At 62.3% G+C, this 16,393-nt stretch carries 15 protein-coding genes; 1 reads left to right on the forward strand and 14 read right to left on the reverse strand.

Going from position 1 to position 16,393, the window contains the following annotated elements; genetic code table 11:
* Positions 1–100: 100 nt before the first annotated feature.
* From trpC to DBR46_RS27960, 13 genes are all read right to left on the reverse strand, one after another.
* Entirely contained in the window at positions 101–937 is an 837-nt protein-coding gene (trpC, locus tag DBR46_RS27900) for an indole-3-glycerol phosphate synthase TrpC (protein ID WP_124529319.1), read from the reverse strand.
* Positions 934–1,983 carry an anthranilate phosphoribosyltransferase gene (trpD, locus tag DBR46_RS27905; protein ID WP_017739618.1) on the reverse strand — a complete coding sequence of 350 codons (1,050 nt, stop codon included), beginning with the start codon at positions 1,981–1,983 and terminating at the stop codon, positions 934–936. Before trpD ends, trpC begins: the two co-directional genes overlap by 4 nt.
* A gap of 9 nt (positions 1,984–1,992) precedes the next feature.
* Entirely contained in the window at positions 1,993–2,586 is a 594-nt protein-coding gene (locus DBR46_RS27910; protein WP_124529321.1) for an aminodeoxychorismate/anthranilate synthase component II, read from the reverse strand.
* Between the two features lie 9 nt (positions 2,587–2,595).
* Positions 2,596–4,077, reverse strand: a complete 1,482-nt coding sequence (gene trpE / locus DBR46_RS27915) for an anthranilate synthase component I (RefSeq protein ID WP_124529323.1) — start codon at positions 4,075–4,077, stop codon at positions 2,596–2,598.
* A gap of 69 nt (positions 4,078–4,146) precedes the next feature.
* Positions 4,147–4,965 carry a phosphoglycolate phosphatase gene (locus tag DBR46_RS27920; protein WP_124529325.1) on the reverse strand — a complete coding sequence of 273 codons (819 nt, stop codon included), beginning with the start codon at positions 4,963–4,965 and terminating at the stop codon, positions 4,147–4,149.
* Positions 4,962–5,636, reverse strand: a complete 675-nt coding sequence (rpe, locus tag DBR46_RS27925) for a ribulose-phosphate 3-epimerase (protein ID WP_017739614.1) — start codon at positions 5,634–5,636, stop codon at positions 4,962–4,964. Before rpe ends, DBR46_RS27920 begins: the two co-directional genes overlap by 4 nt.
* Positions 5,637–5,720: 84 nt before the next feature.
* Positions 5,721–6,869 (reverse strand): iron-containing alcohol dehydrogenase, encoded by a 1,149-nt coding sequence (locus DBR46_RS27930; protein WP_124529327.1) that lies wholly within the window; start codon positions 6,867–6,869, stop codon positions 5,721–5,723.
* Positions 6,870–7,088: 219 nt separating this feature from the next.
* The gene (locus DBR46_RS27935; RefSeq protein WP_124529329.1) at positions 7,089–7,913 is read right to left on the reverse strand and encodes an ABC transporter permease; all 825 of its coding nucleotides are present in this window, start codon (positions 7,911–7,913) and stop codon (positions 7,089–7,091) included.
* A gap of 12 nt (positions 7,914–7,925) precedes the next feature.
* Positions 7,926–9,173, reverse strand: coding sequence for an ABC transporter permease (locus tag DBR46_RS27940; protein ID WP_124529331.1), 1,248 nt, complete (start codon positions 9,171–9,173; stop codon positions 7,926–7,928).
* 182 nt (positions 9,174–9,355) lie between these two features.
* On the reverse strand, positions 9,356–10,396 hold the full coding sequence (locus tag DBR46_RS27945; RefSeq protein WP_124529333.1) for an ABC transporter substrate-binding protein: 1,041 nt from the start codon (positions 10,394–10,396) through the stop codon (positions 9,356–9,358).
* A 44-nt stretch (positions 10,397–10,440) separates the two neighbouring features.
* Positions 10,441–11,553, reverse strand: coding sequence for an ABC transporter ATP-binding protein (locus DBR46_RS27950; RefSeq protein WP_017739609.1), 1,113 nt, complete (start codon positions 11,551–11,553; stop codon positions 10,441–10,443).
* A gap of 225 nt (positions 11,554–11,778) precedes the next feature.
* Positions 11,779–12,408, reverse strand: coding sequence for a response regulator transcription factor (locus DBR46_RS27955; protein ID WP_017739608.1), 630 nt, complete (start codon positions 12,406–12,408; stop codon positions 11,779–11,781).
* An 18-nt stretch (positions 12,409–12,426) separates the two neighbouring features.
* On the reverse strand, positions 12,427–14,421 hold the full coding sequence (locus DBR46_RS27960; protein ID WP_124529335.1) for a transporter substrate-binding domain-containing protein: 1,995 nt from the start codon (positions 14,419–14,421) through the stop codon (positions 12,427–12,429).
* A 77-nt stretch (positions 14,422–14,498) separates the two neighbouring features.
* On the opposite strand from DBR46_RS27960, the gene DBR46_RS27965 reads away from it, so the two are divergent.
* Positions 14,499–15,473, forward strand: coding sequence for an alpha/beta hydrolase family protein (locus tag DBR46_RS27965; protein WP_124529337.1), 975 nt, complete (start codon positions 14,499–14,501; stop codon positions 15,471–15,473).
* A gap of 152 nt (positions 15,474–15,625) precedes the next feature.
* Here DBR46_RS27965 and DBR46_RS27970 read toward each other — a convergent pair whose 3' ends face one another.
* Positions 15,626–16,393, reverse strand: a complete 768-nt coding sequence (locus tag DBR46_RS27970) for a TerB family tellurite resistance protein (protein WP_124529339.1) — start codon at positions 16,391–16,393, stop codon at positions 15,626–15,628.

A 16,393-nucleotide genomic window follows, 5' to 3' on the forward strand; every position in this document is an offset into this window, starting at 1 on the left:
CGGGCTTGCTCGCGAATTCGGTGGGTCAGCCAACACATGCATCGACTGACACTCCACTTTCGCGAGCAAGCCCGCTCCCACAGTTTGACCGCGTTTCAAATCAATCTAGCGTGGAACCACTGACCGCCACACCCCGCTCCGGGAAGAACAGGCGCTGCAACTCCGCCCCCGGGTTCTCGGCGCGCATGAACGTCTCGCCCACCAGGAACGAATACACCCCACTGATTTCCATCAGCTCCACATCGGCACGGTTGACGATGCCACTCTCGGTAATCACCAAACGGTCGCGCGGAATGCGCGGGAGCAGGTCGAGGGTGTTTTCCAGGCTGACTTCAAAGGTGTGCAGGTTGCGGTTGTTGACCCCCACCAGCGGTGTGTCGAGGGTTTTCAGTGCTCGCTCCAGCTCATCGCCGTCGTGCACTTCCACCAGCACATCCAAACCGACGCTTTTCGCCACGGCTGCCAGCTCGGCCATCTTCACGTCATCCAGTGCGGAGACGATCAGCAACACACAATCGGCGCCCAGGGCACGGGCTTCGACGATCTGGTACGGGTCAACCATGAAATCCTTGCGGATCACCGGCAACTTGCACGCGGCACGGGCCTGTTGCAGGAACAGGTCGGAACCCTGGAAGTAGTCGATATCGGTCAGTACGGACAGGCACGTCGCGCCGCCCTTCTCGTAGCTGACGGCAATTTCCGATGGGACGAAGTTTTCGCGGATCACGCCTTTGCTCGGCGAAGCCTTCTTGATCTCGGCGATCACGGCTGGCTGCTTGAGCTTGGCCTGGGCGATCAAGGCATTGGCGAAACCACGCGGTGCATCGGCCAGCTTCGCCTGGGCTTCCAGCTCGGCGAGGCTGACGCGGGCGCGGCGCTCGGCCACCTCTTCGGCTTTGCGGGCCAGGATCTTTTCCAGAACGGTTGGCACACTCATCCTTCATTCTCCATCTTGAATACTGCGGTGAATGCTCCCAGCTCTTCGAGCTTCTCGCGAGCCAGACCGGTGTGCAGCGCATCGTGGGCCAAGGCGACACCTTCCTTAAGACTATAGGCGTGGTCGGCCGCGTAAAGTGCCGCGCCAGCATTCAGAACAATCATCTCTGCCGCTTTCTGACCGTTCTCGGTCTTGCGACGCCCCAGGGCATCGCGAATCAATTCAAGCGAAGCCGCCGGGCTTTCCACCGCCAGGCCGTGCAGGCTCTGGCTCTTCATGCCCAGGTCTTCAGGCTCGACCCAGTATTCGGTGACTTGATCATTCTTCAGCTCCGCCACAAAGGTCGGCGCCGCCAGGCTGAACTCGTCCAGGCCATCTTTGGAATGCACCACCAGCACATGCTTGCTGCCCAGGCGCTGCAACACTTCGGCCAATGGCCGGCATAGCGCCTGGCTAAACACACCAACCACCTGGTGCTTCACACCGGCCGGATTCGTAAGCGGGCCGAGCATGTTGAACAGGGTGCGCAGGCCGAGGTCTTTACGCGGGCCAGCGGCGTACTTCATCGCACTGTGGTGAGTCTGGGCAAACATGAAGCCGATGCCGACGTTATCGATGCAACGCGCCACTTGTACTGGCGTGAGGTTCAGATAGATGCCGGCCGCTTCCAACAAGTCGGCACTGCCGCTCTTGCCGGACACCGCACGGTTACCGTGCTTGGCCACGGTGCAACCCGCCGCCGCCACCACAAAAGAAGACGCCGTCGACACGTTGAAGATGTTCGCACCGTCACCGCCGGTGCCCACCACATCAACCACGCCGTCGAGGGTCTTGAGCTCAACCTTGTCCGCCAGCTCGCGCATCACCGACACGGCGCCGACGATCTCGTCGATGCTTTCGCTCTTCATGCGCATCGCCATCATGAACGCGCCGATCTGCGCGTCGGTGCATTGACCGGTCATGATCTCGCGCATCACATCGCTCATTTCAGCGGTGCTCAGGTCCAGGTGGCCGACGATACGGCTCAGGGCAGTCTTGATATCCATGGAAAGTCCTTAGCGCGTGCCGCCGCTCTGCTTGAGAAAGTTGGCGAACAGCTCGTAGCCCTGCTCGGTCAGGATCGATTCAGGGTGAAATTGCACCCCTTCGACATTCAGTGTCTTGTGGCGCAGGCCCATGATTTCATCGACCGAGCCGTCTTCCAGCTGGGTCCAGGCGGTCAACTCCAGGCATTCCGGCAAGGTTTCGCGCTTGACCACCAGCGAGTGGTAGCGGGTCACGGTGACGGGCAAGTTAAGCCCATGGAATACGCCCAGATCATGATGGAATACCGGGCTGGTCTTGCCGTGCATCACCTGGCGCGCACGCACCACGTCACCGCCAAAGGCCTGGCCGATGGACTGGTGGCCCAGGCACACGCCGAGGATCGGCAGCTTGCCAGCAAAATACTGGATCGCTTCCAGGGAAATGCCCGCCTCGGTCGGCGTGCACGGCCCCGGCGAAACCACGATGCGCTCCGGGTTCAGGGCGGCGATTTCGGCCACGGTCATTTCATCGTTGCGCACCACCTTGACCTCGGCACCGAGTTCGCCCAGGTACTGCACAACGTTGTAAGTAAAGGAGTCGTAGTTATCAATCATCAGCAACATGGGGCAACCTCAGGAATTGGGGGTCTGTTCAGCCAGCGCAACGGCGCGGAACATCGCGCGGCGCTTGTTCAGGGTTTCTTCCCATTCGAGGGCCGGCACCGAGTCGGCGACAATCCCGCCACCGGCCTGCACGTGCAGTTCCCCGTCCTTGATCACGGCGGTGCGGATCGCAATCGCCGTGTCCATGTTGCCGTTCCAGGCGAAATAGCCCACGGCGCCGCCGTAGACACCGCGCTTGACCGGCTCCAGCTCGTCGATGATTTCCATCGCGCGGATCTTCGGCGCACCCGACAAGGTGCCGGCCGGCAGAATCGCGCGCAGTGCGTCCATTGCGGTCAAGCCGGCTTTCAGCTCGCCGGTGACGTTGGACACGATGTGCATCACGTTGGAATAACGCTCGATTACCATCTTCTCGGTGAGCTTCACCGAGCCGATTTCCGAGACGCGCCCGGTATCGTTGCGGCCCAGGTCGATCAGCATCAGGTGCTCGGCGATTTCCTTGTCGTCGCTGAGCAGGTCTTTTTCCAGCGCCACATCCTCTTCTTCGGTCGCGCCACGTGGGCGGGTACCGGCAATCGGGCGCACGGTGATCAGGTTGTCTTCGACACGCACCAGCACTTCCGGCGAACTGCCCACCACGTGGAAGTCGCCAAAGTTGAAGAAGTACATGTACGGCGTCGGGTTGAAGCAACGCAGGGCGCGGTACAGATCGATCGGCGCGGCCTTGAAGTCGATGGACATGCGCTGCGACGGAACGACCTGCATGCAGTCACCGGCGAGGATGTATTCCTTGATGGTATCGACGGCGCGCTCGTAGTCATCCTGCGTGAAGCTTGAACGAAAAATCGGGTCGGCCGCCGGCGGGCGACTAAGGTCCAGGCCACGACGCGGGGTGATCGGTTGGCGCAGTTTTTCCAGCAGGGCTTCGAGGCTGGCCTGGCCTTGCTCGAATGCGTCCGCCTGGGACGGGTCAGCCAGCACAATCGCGTGCATCTTGCCGGCGAGGTTGTCGAACACGACGACCGCGTCGGAGACCATCAGCAGAATGTCCGGCACGCCCAGCGGGTCCGGGTTCGGGCATTTGCCCAAGCGCTTTTCCACGTAGCGCACACAGTCGTAGCCGAAATAGCCCACCAGGCCACCGTTGAAACGCGGCAGACCCGCAATGGTCGGTACGTTGTAGCGCGCCTTGAAGGTTTCGACAAAGGCCAGCGGGTCTTCTACGTCGTGGCTTTCGATCTCGACGCCATCATGGGTGATGCTCACATGGTGGTCGTGAACGCGCATGACGGTGCGGCACGGCAGGCCGATGATCGAATAACGGCCCCACTTCTCGCCGCCCTGTACCGATTCCAGCAGATAGGAATTGGGCTCGTCGGCCAGTTTCAGGTAGATCGACAGCGGCGTGTCGAAGTCGGCCAGGGTTTCGCAGGCCAGGGGGATACGGTTATAGCCGGCAGCGGCCAAACGCAGGAATTCTTCGCGGATCATGTGTGCCTCGTGGCGTGAGGGTCTAACAGTCAGGTATGCAAACGTGCCGCATGGCGCGGCAGGGATCAGTCAGGCGCGCCAACGCCAGCGGGCCAGGGCCTTGATGACTTTCATCCAGAGTTTGCGAGTGACCACCACGATGGGATTTCCAGAAGGGGACGGATCGGTGTCGGGCAACGTTATCTCAGCGCCCGCTCCCAAGCAACCGGGGATTAGCAGTCGCAGGTCATCAATCACCAGCGACGGCGACTCTTCGGCAATCGGTCGGCCATGGTTATAGCCGTAGCTCAAAGCTACGCACTGCACGCCAGCCGCCTTTGCCGCCAGCACATCGCTGCGCGAATCACCGACAAATAGCGACTGCGACGCCGGAATATTCGCCATTTTCATCACGAAAAACAGCGCGGCCGGGTCGGGTTTCTTCTGCGGCAAGGTATCACCGCCGATGATCCAGCGGAAATACCGGCCGATTTTCATCTGGTCCAACAACGGCGCGACAAAACGCTCCGGCTTGTTGGTGATCAGGGCCATTTCCACGCCCTGCTTGCTCAGCCATTTGAGGGTGTCACGCACGCCGGGGTAAACCACGGTCAGTTCGTGGCCGTCTTCATAGGCGGCGTTGAACAGTTCCAGGGCATGCTCGGCCTCGACTTCATCGACACCATCTGCCTCGATATCATTGGCCAAGGCCCGGCGCACCAGCATCTGCACGCCGTTGCCGACCCACGTGCGCACGGCTTCGATCGCCACCGGCTTGCGCCCCAGCTTGAGCAGCATCTCGTTCACCGCGGCGGCAAGATCTGGCACCGAGTCGATCAGGGTACCGTCCAGATCGAACATCACCAGCCGTGGCAGCTTGCCGGGGAACAGCTGCTCGAAGCCGCTCATGGACGCGCCAGCGCTAGCTCGGCGCGCATCTTGTCGATGACGTCCTGATAGTTCGGCGCGTTGAAGATCGCCGAGCCGGCGACAAAAGTGTCAGCGCCAGCGGCGGCGATTTCGCGGATGTTGTTGACGTTGACCCCACCGTCGATCTCCAGGCGGATATCCCGGCCCGAAGCGTCGATCAGTGCGCGGGCTTCGCGCAGCTTGTCGAGGGTACCGGGGATGAACTTCTGCCCGCCGAAACCTGGGTTGACGCTCATCAGCAAGACCATGTCGACCTTGTCCATCACGTACTTGAGCACGTCCAGCGGCGTCGCCGGGTTGAACACCAGGCCCGCCTTGCAGCCGCCTTCGCGGATCAGTTGCAAGGTGCGGTCCACGTGCAGCGTGGCTTCCGGGTGGAAGGTGATGTAGGTCGCGCCGGCTTCGATGAAGTCACCGATGATGCGGTCTACCGGGCTGACCATCAGGTGCGCGTCAATCGGCGCGGTCACGCCGTACTTGCGCAGCGCCGCGCAGACCATCGGGCCGATGGTCAGGTTGGGCACGTAGTGGTTGTCCATGACATCGAAGTGCACGAAGTCCGCGCCAGCGGCCAACACGTTGTCCACTTCCTCACCCAGGCGGGCGAAGTCGGCGGAGAGAATCGATGGAGCAATTACGAAGGGCTGCATGACGCACCTTTTCTGAGCTAAATCACGATGGCGCGCATTGTATACCGCATGCTTTGCCGCGCGCACCGTGACCTGGCTCAATGGCTAGTAGGCAGCCCGGTAGATTTTCTCGATATCGGCCGCGCTGAGCTTGCGCGGATTATTGCGCATCAGCCGCTCGATGCCCGCCGCTTCGCTGGCCATGGCGGGGATCGCGTCCTCGGGCACGCCGAAGCTGCGCAGCCCCGCCGGGATCTCCACTGCGGCACACAGTCGCGTCATCGCCTCGACGGCCTGGTCGGCCGCATCATTGGCACTCAGGCCACTGACATTCACGCCCATGGCCTGGGCAATATCCTGCATGCGCTCCACGCACGCCAGCTTGTTCCAGTGCATCACGTAGGGCAGCAGCAAGGCATTGCTCACGCCATGGGCGATGTTGAAGCGCCCGCCCAGCGGATACGCCAGCGCATGCACCGCACCCACCCCGGCATTGCCGAAGGCCATACCGGCCATCAGGCTGGCGGTGGCCATATCGTCGCGGGCTTGCAGGTTGGACGGGTTGGCGTAGGCCTTGGGCAGCGCCTTGGCGATCAGCTTGATTGCGCCAATGGCCAACGCGTCGGTGATCGGCGAGGCATTCAGCGACAGGTACGACTCGATGGCATGCACCAGCGCATCCACGCCACTGGCGGCGGTCACGCTGCGCGGGCAGGTGAGGGTCATTTGCGGACTGATCAGCGCGACGTCCGGCAGCAGGTAGTCGCTGACGATGCCTTTTTTCAGCTGCGCGGCCTTGTCGGACAGAATCGCCACGTTGGTCACTTCCGAGCCGGTGCCGGCCGTGGTCGGAATGGCGATCAACGGCGGACCTTTGCGCGGCACCTGGTCAACGCCGAACAGATCCGCCAGCGCCCCGTGGTAACCGGCATACGCGGCCACGCTCTTGGCAATGTCGATGGCACTGCCACCGCCCACACCGATCAGGCCGTCATGCCCGCCCTCGCGGTACACGCGCATGCAGTCTTCGACGATGGCGATTTCCGGATCGGGCAGCACACGATCAAAGATTTCATAACTGCGCTCGCCCAGGTGCTCGAGCGCCAGCGCCACGGTGCCGGACTTGACCAGCGCGGCGTCAGTGACGATCAGCGGGTTGTCCACATCCAGGCGGGTGAGCTCAGCGGCCAGTTGTTCGATGGCACCGGAACCGGTGAGCAGTTTGTGGGCGATCTTGAATGAGGAAGTACTCATGTGCGCGGCCTCTTATTCGGAAATGGGCTGGCACAAGAGTAGCTGAGGGAAATAGGTTGTCAGCCATTCAGCAACTGAATGCAGAGGTAATTCAAAGTGGGCACGGTCAATGTGGGAGCTGGCTTGCCTGCGATAGCGGTGTGTCAGCAGCAGATAAGCAAGCTGGCCCACCGCTATCGCAGGCAAGCCAGCTCCCACAGTTGATCGGGTTTCGGTCAGTTAGATTTGGGCGGTACGCAGTTTTTCGCTACGGCCGCGCAGCCATTCCAAGGTCAGCAACAACAGTACAGAGAAGGCAATCAGCAAGGTCGCTGCGGCAGCAATCGTCGGGCTGAGGTTCTCGCGAATCCCGCTGAACATCTGCCGTGGCAACGTCGCTTGCTCAGGCCCGGCGAGAAACAGCGTCACCACCACTTCATCAAACGAGGTGGCAAAGGCAAACAGCGCCCCGGAAATCACCCCCGGCGCAATCAGCGGCAAGGTCACCCGGCGAAACGCGGTCAACGGCGACGCCCCCAGGCTGGCCGCTGCCCGCACCAGGTTATGGTTGAACCCCTGCAACGTCGCCGACACGGTGATGATCACAAACGGCACGCCCAGCACTGCATGCACCACGATCAACGAGAAGAAACTGTTACCCAGGCCCAGCGGCGCAAAGAACAGGTAACTGGCCACGCCGATGATCACCACCGGCACCACCATCGGCGAAATCACCAGGGCCATCACCAGCGCCTTGCCCGGGAAGTTGCCGCGCGTCAGGCCAATCGCCGCCAGCGTGCCGAACACCATGGCCAATACCGTGGCCGCCGGGGCGACGATGATGCTGTTCTTCAGCGCCCGCATCCATTCGGCCGAGGCGAAGAAGTCCTGGTACCAGTGCAGCGAGAAGCCTTGCAGCGGGTACACGAGGAAACTGCCGCTGTTGAACGACAGCGGGATGATCACCAGCACCGGCAGTATCAGGAACAGCAGGATCAAGCCGCAGAGAATCCGCAAGCTGTAGAACCAAACCCGCTCAACGGGCGACATATAAGGGCTCAGCATCGCAAGGTCTCCTCAGCTCAGGCGCAGGCGGCTGGCGCCCACCAGCCGGTTGTAGATCAGGTACAGCACCACGGTGGCCAGCAGCAGCAAGCCGCCCAACGCAGTGGCCATGCCCCAGTTAATGCTGGTGTTGGTGTAGAACGCCACGAAATAGCTGACCATCTGGTCGTTCGGGCTGCCCAGCAGGGCCGGGGTGATGTAGTAACCAATCGCCAGGATGAACACCAACAGGCAACCGGCGCCCACGCCAGCGTAGGTCTGCGGGAAGTACACGCGCCAGAAGCTGGCGAAGGGGTGACAGCCCAGGGAAATCGCCGCGCGCATATAGGTGGGCGAGATGCCTTTCATCACGCTGTAGATCGGCAGAATCATGAACGGCAGCAGGATGTGCACCATGGAGATGTATACCCCGGTGCGGTTGAACACCAACTCCAGCGGTTTATCGATCAGGCCCATGCCCATCAGCGCACTGTTGATCAGCCCGCCCGATTGCAGCAACACGATCCACGCCGCCACCCGCACCAGGATCGAAGTCCAGAACGGCAGCAACACCAGGATCATCAACAGGTTGCTTTTGCGCGCCGGCAGGTTGGCCAGCAGGTACGCCAGCGGATAGGCCAGCAGCAGGCAGATCGCAGTGATCACCAGGCCCATCCAGAAGGTACGGGCGAAGATGTCCAGGTAGATCGCCTGGTCCGGCGTGGCCGGGGCCACTTCGCCGAGGTCGTCGATGCGGTGATCGACGGCCGCCAGCAGATAGAACGGCGTCAGGCTGCTGGTGTTGCGCCGGATCGCCTGCCAGTACGCCGGGTCGCCCCAGCGTTCGTCGAGGTTTTCCAACGCTTCTTTATAAGAGGCCGGCGCTTCGGTAAACGGCAGCGCCCGCGCGGTTTTGGTCAGCAGGCTGCGATAGCCGGCCAGTTCCATGTTCAAGCGTTTGGACAAATCGCCCAACGTCTGGTTTTTGCGTGCTTCGCCCAGGTCCTCGCTGAGGGCCTGATACACCGGCTCGCCCGGCAGGCCGCGACCGTCCCAGGCCGTGACCGCCACCACGGTACGCGGCAAGCCGCCCACCACTTCCGGGTTGCCGACGCTCTTGAACAGCAGCGCAACGATCGGCACCAGGAACACCAGCAGCAAAAACAGCACCAGCGGCGCAATCAAGGCCTGGGCCTTCCAGCGGTTGACCCGCTCGGCACGCGCCAGGCGCTGCTTGAGGGTGGGGCTGTTGACCTCGTTCGAGGGAACGGCGATGGCCATGGCTGACTCCGGAAAATCTGAAAATGAATGCAATCTACTGAACACAGCAGATCCCATGTGGGAGCGGGCTTGCTCGCGAAAGCGGTGAATCAGCTTGCACATGTGGCGGCTGACCTACCGCTTTCGCGAGCAAGCCCGCTCCCACACAAGCCCACTACACATGGATTAAGTGGTGTTGCTGATTACTTGGCAGCCCAGGAGTTGAAGCGCTGCTCCAACTGCTCGCCGTTATCCGCCCAGAAGCTCACGTCGATCTGCACCTGGTTGGCGATGTTTTCCGGGGTGGTCGGCATATCCTTGAGGATGTCCTTGGCCAGCAACGGTACGGCTTGGGTGTTGGCCGGGCCGTAGGCGATGTTTTCCGAGTAGGTCTTCTGCTGCTGCGGTTGCACGGAGAAGGCGATGAATTTTTTCGCCGCTTCAGCGCGGTCTTTTGCCAGGCCTTTAGGGATGGCCCACGCGTCGAAGTCGTAGATCCCGCCGTTCCACACCACTTTCAGGTTGCTTTCTTTCTGCACGGCGGCGATGCGGCCGTTGTACGCCGAGCTCATGACCACGTCACCCGAGGCCAGGTACTGCGGCGGCTGTGCGCCGGCTTCCCACCACTGGATCGACGGTTTCAGTTCGTCGAGTTTCTTGAACGCACGGTCCTGGCCATCTTTGCCGGCCAGCACTTTGTAGACGTCCTTCGGCGCAACGCCGTCGGCCATCAGAGCGAATTCCAGGGTGTACTTGGCGCCTTTACGCAGGCCGCGCTTGCCCGGGAATTTCTTCACGTCCCAGAAATCGGCCCAACTGGTGGGTGCCGAGGCCAGTTTGTCGGCGTTGTAGGCCAACACGGTGGACCATACGAAGAAACCCACGCCGCACGGTTGGATCGCGCCCTTCACGTAGTCCGCGGTGTTGCCGAACAGTTTCGGGTCCAGGGGCTCGAACATGTCTTCGTCACAGCCACGGGACAGCTCTGGCGATTCCACTTCCACCAGGTCCCAGGACACGCTCTTGGTGTCGACCATGGCCTTGACCTTGGCCATTTCACCGTTGTACTCGCCAGCGACGATCTTGCCGTAGCCCGCGCTTTCCCACGGTGCATAGAACGCCTTGACCTGTGCCGCCTTATTCGCGCCACCGAAGGACACGACTGTCAGGTCCGGGCCGGCCATGGCGTGTGTGGCGCCCATCAAACCGATAGCCAGCGCCGAATACTTCAGGGATTTCAACATTGTTGTTCTCTCCACGTGCAGGGTTGGTGAAGCCATGGGGGCGATCAATTCGCCTCTAGAAGTGGGTCGAGTGCGCGAACGTGCTCGACTTGCCAGCCAATCGGAACCACGTCGCCGACCGCCAGGGCCGGGTCCAGCTCGGCAATCGGTTGTTTCACAAAAAAATCGCTCTTGCCGCAGACTTCCAGGCGCACGCGTACGTGGTCGCCCAGGTAGATGAATTCGGCCACGCGGCCAGAGAAGCGGTTGACGCAGCTTTCGCTGGAGCCATTGAGGCTGACGCGCTCCGGGCGTACCGACAGGGTCACCGGGCCGCCGATCTGGCCGACGTTGACCGCCAGTGCCTCGACTTTCTCGCCGCGCGCCAGCTCCACCACGCAACGCTCGCCGGTGTGGCTGTGCAGGCGGCCATTGAGGCGGTTGTTCTCGCCGATGAAGTTGGCGACAAAAGTGTTCTTCGGCTCTTCGTAGAGGGTGCGCGGTGCGGCGATCTGTTGGATCTCGCCTTGATGGAACACCGCCACGCGGTCAGACATGGTCAGCGCTTCACCCTGGTCATGGGTCACGTACACCACCGTCACGCCGAGGCGTTGGTGCAGGTGCTTGATCTCCATCTGCATGTGTTCGCGCAGTTGCTTATCGAGGGCGCCAAGGGGTTCGTCCATCAGCACCAGCTGCGGTTCGAACACCAGCGCCCGGGCCAGGGCCACACGCTGTTGCTGGCCGCCGGACAATTGCGCCGGATAACGCTGGGCGAAGGCATCGAGCTGGACCATGCTCAGCACGCGTTTGACCCGCTCGCTGATGTCGGTCTTGCTCAAACCGCGCACCGACAGCGGGAACGCCAGGTTCTCGGCGACGGTCATGTGCGGGAACAGCGCATAGTTCTGGAACACCATGCCGATGTCGCGCTTGTGCGGCGGCACGTTGTTGATGGAACGCCCGGCCAGCTGGATTTCGCCGGCGGTCGGCGTTTCAAAGCCGGCAAGCATCATCAGGCTGGTGGTCTTGCCCGAACCGGAAGGCCCGAGCAAGGTGAGGAACTCGCCCTTGCGAATCTCCAGGTTGAGGTCTTTGACGATCAGGTTCTCGCCGTCGTAGCTCTTCTGCACGCCACGAAAGCTGACCAGGACCTCATTTGAATCCACCTCGCTCATACCCGCACCTTTGTGTTTTGGACTGCTGTGGCACAAGCGTAGTCCAGGCGCGAGGCCCCGGAAATCGGGGGCCGGGAGAGAATTGCATCAGCCGGGTGGAAGGCTGGGGGTAGGGATCGCCCTACACGGATGGCGGGGATGGGACAGTGCGGCCGCAAGCGGTTAGCTGCAAGCGGCAAGAATGGGTTCGGCGGTGTTTTGGGGGTGTCGTTTTTGGGTATGTACCTAGAGAAGCTTGTGCTCCATGGCGTACTTCACCAGTTCCGCCAGGGAGGTGATATTGAGCTTTTGCATCAGGCGCGCCTTGTGGGTGCTGATGGTCTTGCTGCTCAGCGCCAGCTGCTGGGCGATGTCATTGACGTTGGCGCCCTGGGCCAGGCGTTCGAACACCGAGAACTCACGCTCCGACAACAATGAGTGCAAGGGCCGCGTATCGGTGAGGCCGACTTCAAAGACCATGCGGTCGGCCAAATCCGGGTCGATGTAGCGCCCGCCCGCCGCAACCTTGCGAATCGCCGTGAGCAACAGCGCCGGATCGCTGTCCTTGGTCGCATAACCGGCAGCGCCGACCTTCAACGCACGCGCGGCCATTTGCGCTTCGTCATGCATGGACAACACCAGGATCGCCGGCGGATTGCTCAACGCACGAATCCGCGCGATCGCTTCCAGGCCGTTGACGCCGGGCATCGAGATATCCAGCAACACCACCTCGCACGGCACATGGCGCAAGGTCTCCAGCAACTGTTCACCATTGCTCGCCTCCCCTACTACCAGCAGGTCTTTGGCCAGGCCGATCAATTGCTTGATGCCTTCTCGAACGATGGTGTGGTCTTCGGCTACCAGTACGCGAATCACAGGGACTTCCTCTTAGCGTTATGCATCCAACGGCACCGTGACACTCAGGGTGGTGCCCTCCCCCAACTCGCTGGAAAGGCTCAATTGCCCGCCCATGATCAGCACCCGCTCGCGCATGCCCACCAGGCCAAACGACACCGGGCGGCCCTGGGCCTGGATGAACCCGACGCCATCGTCGCTGATGGTCAGCCGCAGGTGAGCGCCTTCCACCGCCAGGGTCAGTTCGACAGTATGCGCCTGGGCATGGCGCATCACATTGGTCAGCGCCTCTTGCAGGATGCGGAACAGGCCGATGGCCTTGGCATCGCTCAAGGCCGGCAGGTTATCCGGGACCTGCACCAGGCAGGGGATTTGTGTGCGGGCTTCGAAACGCCGCGCCTGCCATTCGATGGCGGAGGCAATGCCCGCGTCGAGAATCGGCGGGCGCAAGGCCGTCGCTACGTCGCGCACCAGCTGGAACAGTTGAGCGATCAAGCGCTTCATGCTGTTCAAGCGCTCGTGCAGGCCAGGGTCCAACTGCGCGTAGGCCAGTTCGCACATGGAGGTTTCCAGCTTGAGCACGGTGAGCATCTGCCCCAATTCATCGTGGACTTCCCGGGCGATGCGCGCTTTTTCTTCTTCGCGCACGGTTTCCAGGTGAGCGGACAGTTCGCGCAATTGCGCCTCGCTTTGCAGCAAGGCGGCGACGTAGCGGCGGCGCTCGGTCACGTCGTTGAGGTAGACCACGAGGTATTCGCCCTCGGCAAAGCGCAAAAAGCTCAACGACACATCGGCGGGCAAGACGCTGCCATCGGCGCGCCGGCAATCGGTGGCGAAGTTCTGCGGGCCGTCTTCGCTGGCGCGGGCGCGCTTCCACAGGTTGAGCCAGCGGTCCATGTCCAGCGTCGGATCAAGGTCCGCCAGCGGCCGTTCGATCAGCGCGCCGGGGCCGTAGCCGAGCATGCTTTCGGCCGCGCGGTTGGCGTAGCGCACGTGGCTGTCCCAGTTGACCCAGAGGATGCCGACGGTGCTTTGGTCGATGGAAAACTGCGTCAACCGCAACGCTTCGGCCCCCGCCGCCCGCGCGGCACTTTCTTCCCGCGCACCAAGCAAACTGTGCTCCAGGCCGCGCAACTGGCGACGCTGCCAGAGCACCACGGCCAGGCTGGCCAACAGCAACAGGGCGAGCAACAGGCTGAGGTTTTGCCACAGCCCCGGCGACTCCGACAAACGCGGGTACTTGGGTTGCAGCCAGCGGTTGTGCAGTTGGTCCAGGTCGCGGGCGGGGATCGCACGCAACGCGCTTTGCATGATGCCGGCCAGCTCCGGCCATTCCCGGCGTGTGGCTACGCGCAGCAATTGCGGCAGGCCGATGTCGCCCACCACGGCCAGCCCGGCGAATTCGGCTTCACCCGACAACCGGCTCAGTTGCGCCTCATCCACCACGGCATACCGCGCCTGCTGGCTGACCAGCAACTGCAACGCCTGGCGTTCCATGGGCACGCCTTGCAGGTTCAGTTTGGGATACGTGCTGCGCAGGTAATCGGCAACGGCGCTGGGCATGCGCACAGCGATGCGCGAGAGTTCGTCGAGTTTTTCCAGCTCGACGGCACCGCCACCGTCACGGATGCCGACGATATGCTGAGGCACGCGCATATACGGGTCGCTGAACAACCACAGGCGCAAACCGGCCGGGGTTTGTTGCAGGCCGGGGGCGATATCCACCTCGCCATCGCGCACCGCTTCTTCCAGCTGTTCCTGGGTGGGAAAGTTGCGCCAGCTCAGCTCGATGTTCAGCGCCTTGGCCAGCCACTGCATCAACTCGACATTGGCCCCCGACAAGCGCTGCAAGCGCCGATCGTATTGCGCATAGGGTGCCTGCAAGACCAGGCCCACCCGCAACTCCGGGTGCGCGGCCAACCATTGCCGTTGCCCCGCATCCAGTTGCGCTGGCGGCACCGCAGGCGCAGAAGTGGCCCCCGCGATCAAGGGAAACCACAAACAGCCGATAACCAGCAGACAGCGAAAACCCATGATCCACGTCTCACATCACTGACAAATACAGACCAACCCATTAGGCTGCTGGAATCTCTTCTGGCCGGAAATCAACGATGCCATCTCGAAACCGTTCAGCAGTGCCAGCATTGTGCCTGTCGTTACTCTTTACCAGCGGCTTTTCTGTGCAGGCCGCCGACACGCCCGCTCCACCTGCCGAAACAGCCGCTGTCCGCCAGCCCTTGGCCGAGCGCGGCCAGGAAGACGCCGCAGCCCTGGAGCGCCAGGTTCCGCGCGAAGAACAGCAGCAATTGCAGGGCGGCAGCGACACCTTCCTGGCCCTGTGGAAACCGGCCAACAGCGCTGAGCCCGAAGGCGTGGTGATTATCGTACCGGGCGCCGGGGAAAGTGCTGACTGGCCGCAAGCAATCGCACCGCTACGGCGCAAACTGCCGGACGCCAACTGGAGCACCCTCAGCCTGTCGCTGCCGGACGTGAACATCGACACCCTGCCGCCCCGCCTGATCGAAGCACCCAAGGCGGCGGTCGACACCAGCAGCAAAGACGGCAGCACCGCCGCCAAGCCTATCGAACAAGCCGCCAGCGCCGAAGCCGAAGGCACCGACCCCGCCGTGGTCGCGGGTACGGACGAGCAAGACAAGACCGACGCCAAACGCATCTTCGAGCGCATCGATGCCGCCGTCGCCTTCGCCCAGACCCAAGGCGCGCGCAGTGTGGTGCTGCTCGGCCATGGCACCGGCGCGTGGTGGGCCGCGCGTTACCTGGAAGAGAAACAACCGGCACAGGTGCAGAAACTGGTGATGGTCGCGGGCAAGTCGCCGGTCGGTCGTCAGCCGAACCTGCAACAGCTGGCGCCGACACTGAAAGTGCCGACGGCGGATGTGTTCTATCAAGACACGGCCCAGGAGCGCAAAGCGGCACTGGAACGTGTCCAGGCTGCCAAACGGTCGAAGAATGACGGCTACAAGCAGGTGTCGCTGAAGACCGTGCCGGGGAATAGCGCGGCGGAGCAGGAGCAGCTGTATCGGCGGATTCGCGGATGGTTGAGCCCGCAGGCAAGTGCCGACTGATCACACATCGCAAAAACACAGCAAAACCCATGTGGGAGCGGGCTTGCTCGCGAAAGCGGTGGATCAGTCAGCACATCTGATACTGAAACACCGCTTTCGCGAGCAAGCCCGCTCCCACAGTGAAATGGGTTATCAAATTAAGACAGTCACGACTAACGAAAATCCCGGCGCTCGCGAATCAGCGTGTAGGCATTGTGCAGCTCACGGGTTCGCTCGGTGGCCTCGCTTACTTGCGCGGTACTGGCACCGCTGCCGGCGATCTTGTCCGGATGGTGGCGACTGAGCAGGCGGCGGTAGGCGCGCTTGATCACCGCAGGTTCAGTGCTGATCGTCACGCCGAGCAGGCGCAACGCGTCCTGATAAGACATGCCCCGACTCACCAGCGGCTTGCGCTCCGGCTTGTAGTCAGCGGCCAATGCCTGAAGCTGTTGCGGCGTCCAGCCCAGCCACTTGCCCCACAATTCGATCAGGTCGCGCTCGGCATCATCCGCCTTGCCGTCGGCCCACACCATGCGCCAGCACGCACGCAGCACACCTTCCGCCGCATGGGGCTGGCTCTTGAGCACGCGCAAGTAACTGCGCACGCGGTCTGATCCGGACTTGCCACGATTGAACGCAGCAATCGCGCGGCGCTGGGCCGGTTCGCTCATGTCCAGCGCGCGCATTTCTTGCCGTGCCTGCTGGATATGCCCGTCGACGATCCGACCATTGCTTTTCGCCAGGCGGCCGAGCAGCACAAACAACAGCTCGTCATTGCGCAACGCCGGGCGCCCGCCGAGGCGTTCGCGCAGCTGCGCCCAATTGTGCAGTTGCAGCCGGCGATCCAACGCCTGCCCCAACAGCGCACCCAACAAGGCCCCCGGAATGCTGGCAATGGCAAAGCCAGCCCCGGCGCCGATCAGCGTCCCTGGCCACAGCAT

The sequence above is a fragment of the Pseudomonas sp. KBW05 genome, from assembly GCF_003852405.1.
Classification (GTDB): Bacteria; Pseudomonadota; Gammaproteobacteria; order Pseudomonadales; family Pseudomonadaceae; genus Aquipseudomonas.

Excerpts from the sequence above, each read along its gene's own strand:
- trpC (WP_124529319.1), bottom strand. The coding sequence starts at position 937 with ATGAGTGTGCCAACCGTTCTGGAAAAGATCCTGGCCCGCAAAGCCGAA.
- trpE (WP_124529323.1), bottom strand. The coding sequence starts at position 4,077 with ATGATCCGCGAAGAATTCCTGCGTTTGGCCGCTGCCGGCTATAACCGT.
- DBR46_RS27965 (WP_124529337.1), top strand. The coding sequence starts at position 14,499 with ATGCCATCTCGAAACCGTTCAGCAGTGCCAGCATTGTGCCTGTCGTTA.
- DBR46_RS27935 (WP_124529329.1), bottom strand. The coding sequence starts at position 7,913 with ATGCTGAGCCCTTATATGTCGCCCGTTGAGCGGGTTTGGTTCTACAGC.
- rpe (WP_017739614.1), bottom strand. The coding sequence starts at position 5,636 with ATGCAGCCCTTCGTAATTGCTCCATCGATTCTCTCCGCCGACTTCGCC.
- trpD (WP_017739618.1), bottom strand. The coding sequence starts at position 1,983 with ATGGATATCAAGACTGCCCTGAGCCGTATCGTCGGCCACCTGGACCTG.
- DBR46_RS27960 (WP_124529335.1), bottom strand. The coding sequence starts at position 14,421 with ATGGGTTTTCGCTGTCTGCTGGTTATCGGCTGTTTGTGGTTTCCCTTG.
- DBR46_RS27910 (WP_124529321.1), bottom strand. The coding sequence starts at position 2,586 with ATGTTGCTGATGATTGATAACTACGACTCCTTTACTTACAACGTTGTG.
- DBR46_RS27930 (WP_124529327.1), bottom strand. The coding sequence starts at position 6,869 with ATGAGTACTTCCTCATTCAAGATCGCCCACAAACTGCTCACCGGTTCC.
- DBR46_RS27970 (WP_124529339.1), bottom strand. The coding sequence starts at position 16,393 with ATGCTGTGGCCAGGGACGCTGATCGGCGCCGGGGCTGGCTTTGCCATT.
- DBR46_RS27945 (WP_124529333.1), bottom strand. The coding sequence starts at position 10,396 with ATGTTGAAATCCCTGAAGTATTCGGCGCTGGCTATCGGTTTGATGGGC.
- DBR46_RS27920 (WP_124529325.1), bottom strand. The coding sequence starts at position 4,965 with ATGAGCGGCTTCGAGCAGCTGTTCCCCGGCAAGCTGCCACGGCTGGTG.
- DBR46_RS27950 (WP_017739609.1), bottom strand. The coding sequence starts at position 11,553 with ATGAGCGAGGTGGATTCAAATGAGGTCCTGGTCAGCTTTCGTGGCGTG.
- DBR46_RS27940 (WP_124529331.1), bottom strand. The coding sequence starts at position 9,173 with ATGGCCATCGCCGTTCCCTCGAACGAGGTCAACAGCCCCACCCTCAAG.